General features: G+C 70.3%; 13 protein-coding genes. 9 read left to right on the top strand and 4 right to left on the bottom strand.

Translation table 11 applies throughout. The features are described 5' to 3' along the window. The first annotated feature begins 294 nt into the window (after positions 1–294). From ACWDZ7_RS20115 to ACWDZ7_RS20105, 3 genes are all read left to right on the top strand, one after another. Positions 295–1,059, top strand: coding sequence for a hypothetical protein (locus ACWDZ7_RS20115; RefSeq protein WP_451798578.1), 765 nt, complete (start codon positions 295–297; stop codon positions 1,057–1,059). Between the two features lie 71 nt (positions 1,060–1,130). Further along, positions 1,131–1,685: a 4'-phosphopantetheinyl transferase family protein gene (locus ACWDZ7_RS20110; protein ID WP_451798576.1), complete on the top strand. Its 555-nt coding sequence runs from the start codon at positions 1,131–1,133 to the stop codon at positions 1,683–1,685. Between the two features lie 186 nt (positions 1,686–1,871). Continuing rightward, positions 1,872–2,477 (top strand): response regulator transcription factor, encoded by a 606-nt coding sequence (locus ACWDZ7_RS20105; RefSeq protein ID WP_451798574.1) that lies wholly within the window; start codon positions 1,872–1,874, stop codon positions 2,475–2,477. Positions 2,478–2,553: 76 nt separating this feature from the next. Here ACWDZ7_RS20105 and ACWDZ7_RS20100 read toward each other — a convergent pair whose 3' ends face one another. The 3 genes from ACWDZ7_RS20100 to ACWDZ7_RS20090 form a co-directional block, all read right to left on the bottom strand. Continuing rightward, on the bottom strand, positions 2,554–4,161 hold the full coding sequence (locus tag ACWDZ7_RS20100; protein ID WP_451798572.1) for a transporter: 1,608 nt from the start codon (positions 4,159–4,161) through the stop codon (positions 2,554–2,556). Beyond that, complete coding sequence (locus ACWDZ7_RS20095; protein ID WP_451798571.1) at positions 4,158–5,012, bottom strand: ABC transporter ATP-binding protein; 855 nt, start codon at positions 5,010–5,012, stop codon at positions 4,158–4,160. The genes ACWDZ7_RS20100 and ACWDZ7_RS20095 overlap by 4 nt, the downstream gene beginning before the upstream one ends. A gap of 171 nt (positions 5,013–5,183) precedes the next feature. Beyond that, entirely contained in the window at positions 5,184–6,380 is a 1,197-nt protein-coding gene (locus ACWDZ7_RS20090; RefSeq protein WP_451798570.1) for a sensor histidine kinase, read from the bottom strand. A 334-nt stretch (positions 6,381–6,714) separates the two neighbouring features. Between ACWDZ7_RS20090 and ACWDZ7_RS20085 the strand changes: the two genes are divergently transcribed. The 6 genes from ACWDZ7_RS20085 (at position 6,715) to ACWDZ7_RS20060 (ending at position 12,252) form a co-directional block, all read left to right on the top strand. Further along, complete coding sequence (locus tag ACWDZ7_RS20085) at positions 6,715–7,536, top strand: AfsR/SARP family transcriptional regulator (RefSeq protein ID WP_451798569.1); 822 nt, start codon at positions 6,715–6,717, stop codon at positions 7,534–7,536. A gap of 131 nt (positions 7,537–7,667) precedes the next feature. Beyond that, positions 7,668–8,450: a cyclase family protein gene (locus ACWDZ7_RS20080; RefSeq protein ID WP_451798567.1), complete on the top strand. Its 783-nt coding sequence runs from the start codon at positions 7,668–7,670 to the stop codon at positions 8,448–8,450. Beyond that, positions 8,447–9,313 (top strand): thioesterase II family protein, encoded by an 867-nt coding sequence (locus ACWDZ7_RS20075; protein WP_451798565.1) that lies wholly within the window; start codon positions 8,447–8,449, stop codon positions 9,311–9,313. Before ACWDZ7_RS20080 ends, ACWDZ7_RS20075 begins: the two co-directional genes overlap by 4 nt. Positions 9,314–9,371: 58 nt before the next feature. Beyond that, positions 9,372–10,643, top strand: a complete 1,272-nt coding sequence (locus tag ACWDZ7_RS20070; RefSeq protein ID WP_451798563.1) for a beta-ketoacyl-[acyl-carrier-protein] synthase family protein — start codon at positions 9,372–9,374, stop codon at positions 10,641–10,643. Between the two features lie 68 nt (positions 10,644–10,711). Then, on the top strand, positions 10,712–11,929 hold the full coding sequence (locus ACWDZ7_RS20065; protein ID WP_451798708.1) for a ketosynthase chain-length factor: 1,218 nt from the start codon (positions 10,712–10,714) through the stop codon (positions 11,927–11,929). Between the two features lie 53 nt (positions 11,930–11,982). Continuing rightward, a complete protein-coding gene (locus tag ACWDZ7_RS20060) occupies positions 11,983–12,252 on the top strand; it encodes an acyl carrier protein (RefSeq protein ID WP_451798562.1) in 270 nt (89 codons plus the stop codon). 200 nt (positions 12,253–12,452) lie between these two features. Here ACWDZ7_RS20060 and ACWDZ7_RS20055 read toward each other — a convergent pair whose 3' ends face one another. Further along, entirely contained in the window at positions 12,453–12,896 is a 444-nt protein-coding gene (locus ACWDZ7_RS20055) for a nuclear transport factor 2 family protein (protein ID WP_451798560.1), read from the bottom strand. Positions 12,897–13,052: the final 156 nt, after the last annotated feature.

The raw sequence follows: 13,052 nt of genomic DNA, 5'->3' as shown, positions 1-13,052 counted from the left end.
CTGCGCGGTGGGTACGTCGGCGGGACGGCTCTGGACCGACATGTCGTCGGCGAGGAGGCACTGGTCGGCACGAGGGGCAGGGCGGGAGGCTCGCCCTGCAGACCTTTCAGCTCAGCCGGACGTCGGTGGCGGGTGCTCTGGTCGCGGGTGCCGACACTGTGCTGCGGACCGCGGTGGGCACCGTGCTGCGGGACCCCCGGGGGGTGGGCTACGTGCCCTTCATCTCGCTTCCCGAAGCGCGCATTTGGCATCCGCTGCCGGGAAGTACCTGGCCCGGAGGTCGTCCGGGACGTCTTGGAGGATCTCGCGGGAATCCTCGGTGCTGCGACCGGGACCGCCGACGACGGTGCCGGGCAGCTGTTCAAACTGCTGCGGGACATGCCGGCCGCAGGACTCGGCCCCGTCGGCACCGCCGGCTGCCAGGCGGTCCTGGGACCCCAACCGCACTGGCTGGCCGACCGGTCGTGGTTCACAGCGCCTGAGCCGCCGGCCGACCTCTTCACCCGGGATGCCGGGGCGATGCCGTCCCTGGAACTCAGGGCGCTTGCCGTGGCGGGTGGTGACGACACCCTGGCCGCCGCCCTGGTGCACGGTGCCCGTCGAGTGCTGGACCGGCCCGCCTCCGGGACGTACGGCACGGTCCTGCACACCCTGGCCCGCGCTTTCGTGACGGAGTTCAGGCGGCTGCGGGACCGGATACACGCCCTCGCCCGCGACGGCCGTCCGGTACCGCCGGGCCCGGCCCTCTACTCACTGACCGACCGGTACGTCCATCTGGCAGCGGCTGGAGCTGCCTTGGTGAGCTGGGAGTTCGCCGCGTCCGGTGCCACCTTCGCCGGTCAACCCACCTGGCTCACGCTCGCACCGCACCGGCTCGGCCACCGCCTCTGCCTCCCGGGGCTGCCGGAACTGCCCGCCGGGACCGTGGCCGACGTGCTGGACGAGGCGGTGGAGCGACGGCACGAGGGGCGCGGTTACGACATGCGCGGCCAGGAGCTCAGGCCCGCGCGGTGCGAGGGACACGTCCCACCTGACCTGTCCGCGGCAGGGCGCCCGTGAGGGGCGCACTCGGTGCCCCGGTCGAGGTTCCGGGACCCTCATCAGCCCCCTGGACGCGGCTGGTCGGTGACATGGCCGCCCACGGTACCGCTCTCGCGCACGGTGAGTGGGCCGGCTGGCTGCCGCCGGACGTCGGTGCGCCCTGGGTGCGCGAACACCTCGGGCCCTACGACTGGAAGCGGGCCGGACTGCTGCGGAACCCGGTGGCCCGGGGCCGGTTCGTGGCGACCCGGCTGCTGATCCGGCACGCCGCCGGCGCGGTGCTGGGTGTCGCGCCGGACGAGGTGGACCTGGCGTACCGGCTGGAGCCGCTCGACCGGCACCTGGCGTACGAATCCGTACGCCGGCTGCTGTGCACCCCGGCGGAACAGGAGTGGCTGGGGCGGCTCACGGACTCGGAATGTGCCCGGGAACTGCTGCGGCTGTGGACGCTCAAGGAGGCTTGCACCAAGGCCATCGGGCAGGGCATGCGCATGGGATTCACGGGTTTCGGGTTCACTCCGGACGGTGCCGGCCTGGTGTCGGCGGACGGGAGTCCACACTCGGCCGACACGACAGTGCACTGCATGCTGGACGCAGATCTGGTGGACGAAGTGCTGCTTGTCCTGGAGGAACAGGCGGGGTGAGGGCCTTGCCGTGGGCGCGGTTGATCCCGTACCCGCGTGGGATCTGCGACTCCATTTTTTCCCGTGGCTGGATTTGGCTGATTAGAATCATGGAATCGGGGAGGCAAGGGTGCGGTCGGCGCGCCAGGAGGGCCTGTCTCAGGGCGGCAGGTACATGAGCGGCGGGCTGTTTTTTGGGGGAAGCCGATGATCGGCGTATTGATTGCAGAAGACATGCTCATGCTGCGCAAGGCACTGGTGGCGCTGATAGAGATGGAACCGGACATCGACGTGGTGGCGGAGGTGTCCGACGGCCTGGATGTCCTGCCGCGGGCCCGGAGCGTGCTGCCGGACGTCGCGGTCCTGGACATCGATCTTCCTGGCATGGACGGCCTCTCGGCCGCCGCGGAGCTGAAGCGGGAACTGCCGCAGTGCAGGACCCTGATGCTGACCAACCTCAACCGTCCGGGCAACCTCCGCCGGGCACTGGCCGCGGGAGCCTCCGGCTTTCTGCACAAGGACGCAGAACCGGACAGGCTCGTCGCCGCCATTCGCTCGGTCGCCGAGGGGCGCCAGGTGGTCGACGCCAAACTGGCGCTCGACGCATTGCAGAACGGTCCCGAACCGCTGGCCCCGCGTGAGCTCCAGGTGCTACGGCTCGCCGCGGAGGGCGAGGAGGCCGGCCAGATAGCGGGGCGGCTCTTCCTGTCGGTCGGTACCGTGCGCAACTACTTGTCCAGTGCGGTCACCAAGCTGGGGGCCCGCAACAGGATTGACGCGGTTCGCATCGCTCGCGACGCCGGCTGGATCTAGTGCTCTGCGCCCCTGGCTGACCGTGGGTTGTGAGGTGGGTTCCGCTCCGGCGGGCTGGTCTTCCGTCGGGGGAGGTTCAGCCCTTGCTGACTGCGGTGAGGATTTCCGGGAGGCGCGCGGCCGCCTGCGGGGCGGCCACGCGCAGGCCTGCGCAGGACGTGAGAAGCCCCCAGGCGGCGCCTACCGGCAGGAGGAGCCAGAAGAGAGGCTGGCCGGAGGCGTGGAGCCATACGGTGAGGGCGATGACGGGGGTGCAGAGGAGTACGCCCGCGATCATGCCGCCGAAGATGGAGAGGGCGGCAATGGTGCCCTGGCCAGGGACGATGTTCTTCCTGCCTTCCTGGGGGATGGAGTACGGGGCACGGACGGAGGCGACGGCCCCCGTGCCGAGCACGGAGCCCAGGAATGCGCAGGTGAGACCGATGGACTCAGGGACCGTAGTCATGTCGCCGAGCATCAGCGCCGTCACGATGACCGTCAGGATCGAGTGGGGGACAGCGACCAGTGACAGGGCCAGCGCCCGGCCGCGTAGTTCGAGGGAGGCGTCCCGGGGCGAGCCGATTGTCTGGAGCACCATCCAGAAGCCCGAGTGGTCCTGGCCGAACTGGTTGTACATGACCGTCCCCAACATGGCGGGCGCGCAGCACGCGAGGTAGATCGTCCCGCGGCCCTGGAGGGCATTGAAGACGGGCACGATCAGCCCGATCGCAAGGGCGATGACCAAGGCCCCCCTGGTTTTGGGATCCCGCCGCATGTACCGCAGTGATCGCTCCATCACCGTCCCGGTCCGTCCACCGGGCAGCCACCGGGGCCCGGTGGCGCCATGGCCCGACCGTCCCTTCCGGCCTGGCCCGGCCGCTGCGACCGTCGATGCGTCGGGGCTGGTCATCAGCCTGACGAGCGTCCCCCGCCACCATGCCAGCAGCAGGAGGAGCAGCAGCCCGGTGAGGACGAGCTGGGCCACTGCGGCCCCGTACGAGCCCCTCGCCGCCGAGTCCACCGCGCCGATCGCGGACGCCGGCGGCACCCACCGCAGCACCGCTTCGAGAGGCCTCAACGCTTCCAGGTCACCGGCCCGGCCCAGACTTTGCGCCCCGAAGCTGACCAGCTGGGCACCGATCGCGATCAGCAGTCCGCTGAGTACGGCCAGGTCGCGGCCACGACGGGAGGTGAGCAGCCGGGTGTTGGCGGTGGCCACGGCCCGCGCGAGGGCCACACAGACGACGAGCGTCAGCGGTACGGCGACGACGGCTGTGGTCCAGGCCGCCGGTCCGTACGCGACGGCGATCACCGAGCCGAGCAGCACGCACAGCGTGTACAGAGGTCCGATGCCGACCAGGGACGCGGCGAGCAGAGCGCGGACCAGGGTCCGCGGGTCGAGCGGCAGCATGGCGAGCCGGGTCGGATCGAGGGTCTCGTCGCCGCCGGTGGCCAGGAAGAGCGGCATCACGGCCCAGCCCAGTGAGACCACTCCCGCGAGCAGGACCACGACGACGGTCGCGTCCTCGTGGCCGCGGAGCAGGACCAGGCCGAAGATCTGGGCGGCGGCGAAGAGGAGGGCGAGGACGAGGGAGGCGAGATAGAGGGCGCGGCGGCCGGAGGACTGGCGCAGGCCGTTGACCAGGAGGGCGAGTTTGAGGCGGGCGAAGGTGGCGGTGAGCGCGGCAGGGGTGGGTGCGGTCATCGGTCGCTGCCTCCGCCGAGCCAGTTCAGAGTCTCGGCGTCGGCTGTTTCGCGGGCGCCGACGAGTTCCAGGAAGGCGGTCTGGAGGGAGGGAGCATCGCCGCGGACTTCGGTGAGGGGGCCCTGGGCGCGGATGTGGCCGGCGGACATCACCGCGACCCAGTCGCAGAGGGACTCGACGAGTTCCATGACGTGGGAGGAGAACACGACGGTGGCGCCGGAGGCGGTGTAGCGCTGCAGGACGCCGCGGATGCTCTGGGCGGACACGGGGTCGACGCCCTCGAACGGCTCGTCCAGGAAGAGGACTTCCGGGTTGTGGAGCAGTGCGCAGGCCAGGCCTATCTTCTTGCGCATGCCGGTGGAGTAGTCGACGACGAGTTTGTGCTGGGAGCCGGTGAGGCCGAGAACGTCCAGGAGCTGGGTGCTGCGGCGCTCGACCTCGGTGGGGGCGAGGCCACGGAGGCGACCGTTGTAGAGGAGGAGTTCGCGGCCGGAGAGGCGCTCGAACATGCGAAGGCCCTCCGGGAGGACGCCGATGTGGGCCTTGACCTCGACAGGGTCCTGCCAGACGTCGCGACCGCCGATCTCGACCCGGCCCTCGTCGGGGCGGAGCAGACCGGTGATCATCGACAGCGTCGTCGTCTTGCCCGCACCGTTGGGGCCCACGAGGCCGATGAAGCGGCCGGCGGGGAGGGTGAGATCGATGCCGGCCACGGCGGTTTGGTCGCCGAAGCGTTTGCACAGTCCGCGGACGTGGACGGCTGGCGGTGGGCCCGGCTGTCCGGACGTCTGCTTGCGGTTCGCGTCGGAATCGGTCCCCGACAGGTTCCTGTGTGTCGCACCCGTGGTCATGGAGCAAAGCTAGGGCGTGCCCGGCGCATCTCGGTCGAGAATGCCTTGACCTCGCGATTGCTGGCCCCACGGCTCCCTGTGCCATGGTCTGCTGCCCACCCGCCTGTCCCGGGAGGGGGCCGTCAGGAACCCACCGGCTCGCGAGAAGAGGGCGTGGGCCCCGGGCGGAGTTCACGCCGCAGCGGTGATCCTCCTCTGCCGTTCCCCCCGGTGCACGGGGAGTTCGAGCTCGGCGACCAGGGCGAAGGAGTCGTCGTTGCGCATTCCCGCGGTGAGCCGGCCGCCCAGTTCCTCGATGCGCGCGGTGAGGTTCGCAATGCCACTGCTGATCGCTGTGTCCCGGTCGTCGCGCTGGAGCCGGGCCTGCCGGCCCGCACCGTCGTTGACCACGCTCAACCGCACCGCCGTGTCCGTGCGTGCCACGGCGATCGTGACCGTTTCGGCATGGCTGTGCCCCAACGTGTTGGTGAGCGCCTCGCGCAGCACGATCGCCAGCACCGAGTCCACCGTCGGGGGCAGGGCGTCGCAGTCGATTTCGATCGTGGCCCGTATGCCCAGCGATTCGAGCAGCGACCGGGCGGCCGCCGCCTCCGAAGCCAGCGTGCTGTCGCGGTGGCCGCGGGCGAGGCACCGTACGTCGGCCGATGTCTGGCGCACCAGGCGCAGCACCTCGGCCAGTTCCTCCTCCGCGCGAGAAGGCCGGTGGCTCACCAAACGGTGGGTGAGTTCACACTTCAGGGCGATCGCCGTGAGGCTGTAGCCGAGCTGGTCATGCAGGTCGCGGGCGAACCGTAGCCGTTCCTGGGCGATGGCGAGCTGGGTCAGCCCCGCGCGCGATTGGTACGCCTCGCGGACCATGGCGCTCAACCGGGACAAGCCGTAGATGATGAGGGCGGTCTGGAGGGCGGTCGTGGTGGTGAGCGCGATGGTGTCGAAGGAGAACCCGAGGTGGACCGCGATGAAGTCGGCCGAGGCAATCTCGACGGCGACCAGCGGCCACGAAAGGGCGCCGGGCAGCGCCAGCAGCGTCGAGGCGGACAGGAAGCCCGGCATGTCGAGCCACGCCTTCCCGAACAGCATGAAGGGGATGTAGGTGAGCACGGCCATCGCCATGAGGCCGCGCTTCCTTCCGCGCAGCATCCTCGGCGCGAGTCCGGGGAAGGAGTACAGGAGTTGGACGCAGAACAGGACGGCTGCGATCAGCAACGGCCCCGATCCGATGTGTGCCGCGAGAACGTAGGTGGTAGCGGTGACGAAGAGGGTGGCCAGTGCTCCGGCGGAGAGCAGGCCGGCGACCCGAGAGGCAGTGCCGAGGCCCGTCGCCCGTGAATCCTTCGTGAGTGACCGAAGAGCTTGGTCGATCCGCATGAGGCCCCCTGTGCTGAACTACGGCAATCGAACACCGCGTGCGATCTTAAATGATCATGTGTGTTTCCGGTGCTTCGGGCGACCGTGACATTCACATCAGAGCCTCCGGCTGTCACTGGGCAGTGCGCGGAGGTACACCGGTGCCGCCCTCACGGACGAGTGGTGTGAAGAACTCATGGTGGATGCGGGAGCGGGTCATGCCCAGAATGGGGAGGGAGGCACTGGAATTCGTGACCTGTGTGGGCGAGGCTCAAAAAGCGTTCGGTTCAACGTTCGCTCAATGGGGACAGCCGGTCTGGGGTGATGGCCCTTGGACGGCACAGTGAGGGGAATCATGGAGATCAAGGTCCTGGGGCCGCTGGAAGCCGAGGTGGGAGGCCAGTCCGTCGTCCCGAGCGCGGCGAAGCCCCGGCAGATTCTTACGCTGCTCGCGGTGCGTGCCAATCAGGTGCTTCCCGTGTCGACGCTGATGGAGGAGATCTGGGGGCACGACCTTCCGCGCAGCGCCTCCACCACTCTGCAGACGTACATCCTCCAGTTGCGCCGCAAACTCATCGCCGCCTACGGCACCGACTCGGCCCACGTCGCCCGAGAGGTGTTGGTCACCCGGCACGGCGGCTACCTCCTGCAGCTCCAGCCGGGCGAGGTGGACGTCGAGGAGTACGACCGGCTCGCCGCGCTCGGCCGGGACGCCTTCGAGCGGGGCGACGACGAGGCGGCGTCCGCCCATCTCGGCCAGGCACTGGGCCTGTGGCGGGGGCAGGCGCTGGTCGACGTGCGGACCGGGCCGATCCTCGAAGTCGAGCTGGCGCGTCTGGAAGAGAGCAGGCTGTCCGCCTTGGAGCGCAGGATCGAGGCCGATCTGCGGCTCGGCCGGGACAGTGCGCTGCTCAGCGAACTCAGCGAACTGACCATCCGTCACCCGCTCCACGAAGGTCTGCACGCCCAGCGCATGGTGGCCCTCTACCGATGCGGCCGCCCCTGGCAGGCGCTGGAGGTCTACCAGCGGCTTCGCGGCCGCCTCGTGGACGAACTGGGTCTCGAACCCTCCCCCCGGCTGCGTCGTCTCCAGCAGGCGGTGCTCTCCGCCGATCTGGCCCTGGAGCCGGACAGGAGCAGCGACCGCCGCCGCGTGCTCAACCTTTTCGCAGCCTGACCGGACGTCGAGACGGGGTTGTCCCTGCTCGGGGCGACCCGTACTCGACTTGGTGTCGAGCTTCGGGGGGCAAGGTGCGGGGGGTGGTCCGACCGGACCGTGACCCGCATCGAACGGCCTAGGGGGCTGCCTTGCCCGAAGTACGCGTCATTGATCTCTCCTCGCCCGTGGACGCCTCGTTCTGGGAGCCCGACCCTGTGGTGCACGAGATCCTGACACCTGCCCAGGGTGCGCGGCACATGGCCGACGAGATGAAGGAGCACTTCGGGATCGAATTCGATCCGGGGGACCTGCCGGGCGGTGAACTGCTCTCGTTGGACACGCTCACGCTGACGAGCCACACCGGCACCCATGTGGACGCCCCCGCGCACTACGGCTCGGTGGGCGAATACGGGACGCCGCGCACCATTGACCAGATGCCGCTGGACTGGTTCCTGCGGCCCGCGGTCGTCCTGGACCTCACGGAATCCGGCGTCGGCACCATCGGTGTCGAGCAGATCGAGAAGGCGATCGCCGAGGCCGGGTACCGGCCGCAGCCGCTGGACATCGTGCTCCTGAACACGGGGGCTTCCCAGTGGGTGGGCACCCCGCGCTACTTCACCGACTTCGCAGGCCTCGACGGGGCCGCCACCGACCACCTGCTCGATCTGGGCGTCAGAGTGATCGGCACCGATGCGTTCAGCCTGGACGCCCCGTTCGGACACATGATCCGTACGTACCAGGAGACCGGTGACCGCTCGGTGCTGTGGCCCGCGCATTTTGCCGGGCGGCGCCGCGAGTACTGCCAGATCGAACGGCTCGCCGGCCTCGCCGAGCTGCCCAGGGCACACGGATTCAAGGTCTCCTGCTTCCCCGTCAAGATCGCGGGAGCGGGGGCGGGATGGACTAGGGCAGTGGCCCTGGTCGAGGAGTGAGCGGTGACTCACGCCCGCCGCTGCTCCTCTGCTTCCACCATGCGGGTGCCGGGGTGTCGGCCTTCACGCGCTGGCAGACGGAGTTCGGCGCGGCGGCCGAGGTCGTGCCGGTGCTGCTACCCGGACGCGACACCCGTGTTCGGGAGCCCAGGGTCACTGAACTGTCCGCCCTGCTCGCCGAGTTGGAGACATTCGCCGCCCTCGCTGAAGGGCGCGACCTTGTGCTGTACGGGCACAGCCTCGGTGGACTCGTCGCGTACAGCTTCGCCGCGGCCCGCCAGCTCACCGGGTGTCCTCCCCGTGCGGTGGTGATCGGCGCGGCCGTACCCCCGCATCTGCGCTCGCCCCTCACCGGGAGTGAGGAACTGGTGGACATCGGGCTGCTCGGTCTCCTGGTGGAGAAGGGGATCATGCCACCGGAGGCGATCGACGAGGAGCGGGCTGCGGGAATCTTCCGGCGCCGAGTGCTGCCGCCGCTCCGCGACGACCTGCGGCTCGGCCAGGACCTGGTGCGCCGCGCCGGGGCACGGCTACGGATGCCCGTTCTGGCGCTCGCCGGCGCCGACGACCCGGTGGCACGGCCCGAGGCGGTCGCCCAGTGGGGTCGTTACGCGGCTGCCGGTTTCCGCACGCGCACCGTCGACGGTGGCCACCTCTTCGTACGGGACCGGTCGCTGCCCGCGTTGCTGCGTACGGAACTGAGCGGCATCTTCCCGGGATTCGCCCCCGGACCGAGCCTCTCCCGCATTCCCCGTCCCCGGATCTCCATCTCAAGTCGAGCCCCGTTTGAGCAGGTGGGAGCAGGGTCGGCAGAGCAACAGCAACACTTCACAGGACCGGGCAGAGAGGTCGTACGGACGTGAGAGGACAGCAACCGCGATGCGTCGCGGCGGGAGCGGCGCGTCAACGGAAGGGACAGGCATGAGCCGACGTGTGGTCATCACCGGGATCGGGGTGGTGGCGCCCGGCGGGGTGGGCACCGAGGAGTTCTGGTCGCTGCTGACCAGCGGGCGCACCGCGACGCGTGCGATCAGCCACTTCGACGCCACCTCGTTCCGCTCCAGGATCGCCGCCGAGGTCGACTTCGACCCGGTCGCTGCGGGCCTCGGCCCCCAGGAGGTGCGCCGGATGGACCGGGCCGCGCAGTTCGCGGTGGTCAGCGCCGGGGAGGCGGTGGCCGACAGCGGCCTCGACGTGGAGCGGCTCGACCCGTTCCGCACCGGCGTCACCATCGGCAGCGCGGTCGGTGCCACCACCAGCCTCGACACCGAATACAACGTCGTCAGTTCCGGCGGGTCGAAGTGGCTGGTGGACCCCGAGTACGCGGTGCCCCATCTCTACGACTACTTCGTGCCCGGCTCCTTCGCGAAAGAGGTCGCCTGGGCGGTCGGCGCGCAGGGCCCGGTCGCGGTGGTATCCACGGGATGCACCTCCGGGCTCGACTCCGTCGGCCATGCCGTGGAGCTGATCAGGGAGGGTACCGCCGACGTGATGATCGCGGGCGCAACCGACGCCCCGATATCGCCGATCAGCGTGGCCTGCTTCGACGCGATCAAGGCCACGTCGCCGCGCAACGAGGACCCGGCGACCGCGTCTCGCCCCTTCGACGCCACCCGCAACGGCTTCGTGCTCGGGGAGGGGGCGGCGGTGTTCGTCCTGGAGGAGCTGGCGGCCGCACGGGCGCGAGGCGCCCACATCTACGCCGAGATCGCCGGCTTCGCCTCGCGCAGCAACGCCTACCACATGACCGGGCTGCGCACGGACGGCAGGGAGATGGCGGAGGCGATCGGGGTGGCCCTGGACGAGTCACGCCTGGACCGCACGTCCGTCGACTACATCAACGCGCACGGCTCGGGCACCAAGCAGAACGACCGACACGAGACCGCCGCGTTCAAGCGGAGCCTCGGCAGCCACGCCTACGCGACACCCATCAGTTCCATCAAGTCGATGATCGGCCACTCGTTGGGCGCCATCGGTGCGCTGGAGATCGCCGCGAGTGCCCTGGCCATCGAGCACGCGGTAGTCCCGCCCACCGCCAACCTGCACGAGCAGGACCCGGAATGCGACCTCGACTACACCCCGCTGGAAGCCCGGGACCGGCGTATCGACACCGTGCTCAGCGTCGGCAGCGGATTCGGCGGATTCCAGAGCGCCATGGTGCTCACCCGGCCCGAGAGGAGGACCACCGCGTGAGCGGCGACGTCCTGGAACGAGACAGTGGGAGCAGCGTCTCCGCCGCCCGGCAGGGCGCCGCTCGCGCGGTGTTCACCGGCATCGGCGTCGCGGCGCCCAACGGCCTGGGCACCGAGGCGTGGTGGGCGGCGACGCTGCGCGGCGAACACGGCATCCGGCCCGTGAAACGCTTCGACGCCTCCGGCTACCCGGCCAACCTGGCCGGCGAGGTGCCGGGATTCGAGGCCCGAGAGCACATCCCCAGCCGTCTGCTTCCGCAAACCGACCACATGACCAGGCTTGCCCTGGTTGCCGCTCAGGAGGCCCTCGACGACTGCGGGGCGGACGCCGGGGCGCTGCCCGAGTTCGGGGCCGGCGTGGTCACCGCGGCCTCCGCCGGCGGCTTCGAGTTCGGCCAGAAGGAGCTGGAGGCACTGTGGTCCAAGGGCGGCCAGTACGTCAGCGCGTACCAGTCGTTCGCCTGGTTCTACGCCGTCAACACCGGCCAGATCTCCATCCGGCACAAGCTGCGAGGTCCCAGCGGGGTGATCGTCAGCGAGGGGGCCGGAGGGCTCGACGCGGTCGCCCAGGCGCGGCGCCAGTTGCGCAAGGGCAGCAGCCTCATGGTCACTGGCGGCGTGGACGGGGCGGTCTGCCCGTGGGGCTGGACGGCGCAGCTCGCCGGAGGCCGGCAGAGCGTCAGCGACGACCCGGGCCGCGCCTACGTCCCGTTCGACGCCGAGGCCTCGGGCCATGTGCCCGGCGAGGGCGGTGCCATCCTCGTCCTGGAGGACGCGGAGGCGGCGCGCGAGCGAGGCGCTCGTGTCTACGGGCAACTCGCCGGCTACGCGGCCACGTTCGACCCACGACCCGGCACCGGCGGCGAATCCGGACTGCGCCGCGCGATCGAACTCGCCCTCTCCGACGCCGGGTTGACGCATGGCGCCGTCGACGTCGTCTTCGCGGACGCTGCCGGGGTGCCGGACCTCGATCGTGCCGAGGCGGAGGCGATCACCGCGGTGTTCGGCCCGTACGGCGTGCCGGTAACGGTCCCGAAGACGATGACCGGACGGCTGTCCGCGGGCGGCGCGTCGCTGGACCTCGCGGCCGCGCTCCTCTCCATCCGGGACCGGGTGCTCCCGCCGACGGTCCATGTCGGCCGGCTCGCCGACGGCGTTCAGCTCGATCTGGTGACGGGTGTCCCGCGCCAACGCCGCGACCTGCGCACCGTCCTCGTCCTCGCACGGGGAGCCGGTGGTTTCAACGCGGCGGCGGTGGTCCGGGCGCCGGGTACCGCCGCCGGCTGAGTGCCTGCTCAACGTCCGAACCGCATAACGAATCACAGAGTGGAGCAAGGAAGATGACCGAGATGACACTGGAACAGCTGACCGGAGTACTCAGGGAGTGCGCGGGCGAGGACGAGACGGTCGACCTGGGCGGAGACGTCCTCGACACGTCCTTCGACGAACTGGGCTACGACTCGCTCGCGGTGCTGCAGACCACCGGTCGCATCGAGCGTGACTACGGCATCCAGCTCTCGGACGACACGGTCGCCGAGGCGAGCACACCGCGGCTCCTGCTGGAGTTCATCAACGCGGCGCTCGCTGTGGAGCAGACCCGCGCGGCCTGACCCGGCCGGACGGGTACGGCGACGGCCGAGGCACTTCGGAGTGCCTCGGCCGTCGCCTTCGTCGTACGTCCCGAACATCGTTCCTGCCCGTCGTACGCCGTCCCGCAGCGCACGGACATGGCGCTGCCCCCGTCCCGAGGGGGATGCGGGACGGGGGCAGCCGTTCAGGTGGGGCCAGGGGCCTGCTCGGCCCGGGAGGGTCAGAGCAGGTCGTCGCGGGTGACCTGGCGGTGTTCCACCAACCAGTTGGCTCCGTCGCGGACCAGCCTGTCCTCGCACAGCGTGCTCACCCGGATCGCGGCCTGACCGCCACGCGGGGTCTCGATGACGAGTGCGTAGCAGCGCGCCGAGACGGAGCCGTCGGCACTGGGCTCGACCGAGACCATGCCGAGCCAGTGCCGACGCTGCACGCCCTTGGCCCGGTACTCCTCGGCGGCCTTGGCGGCGGAGGCGTGGATGCCGGCGCGGCCGACGGCCGGCTCGGGGTGAGCGTTGGCGGCGAACACCCCGTCCTCGGTGAACGTACGGGCCCATTCCTCCGCCCGCCCGTCGTCGAGCAGCTGCATCTGCCGCGCGTAGAACTGCTGGATCTGGTGGTAAAGCGCACCGGTGCCGGAGGTGGTTGCCTCGTCCGTCACAGTCATGGTCGTCCCTTTTCTCCCCGGTGAACACGCATGGTCACCATGGTGGTGACGCACCGAGCCTGGGCCGTCCGCCTCGTGCCCGTCTCGAACGCGGGTCGACCGGCGAACGTCCACCGACGCTCGATCGCGGGTCGAGTACCGGCCCGGATATTCACA

Source organism: Streptomyces sp. NPDC003032 (assembly GCF_053591415.1).
The sequence above is the reverse complement of the archived record's forward strand: the minus strand, read 5'-3'. Positions and strand labels throughout refer to the sequence as shown.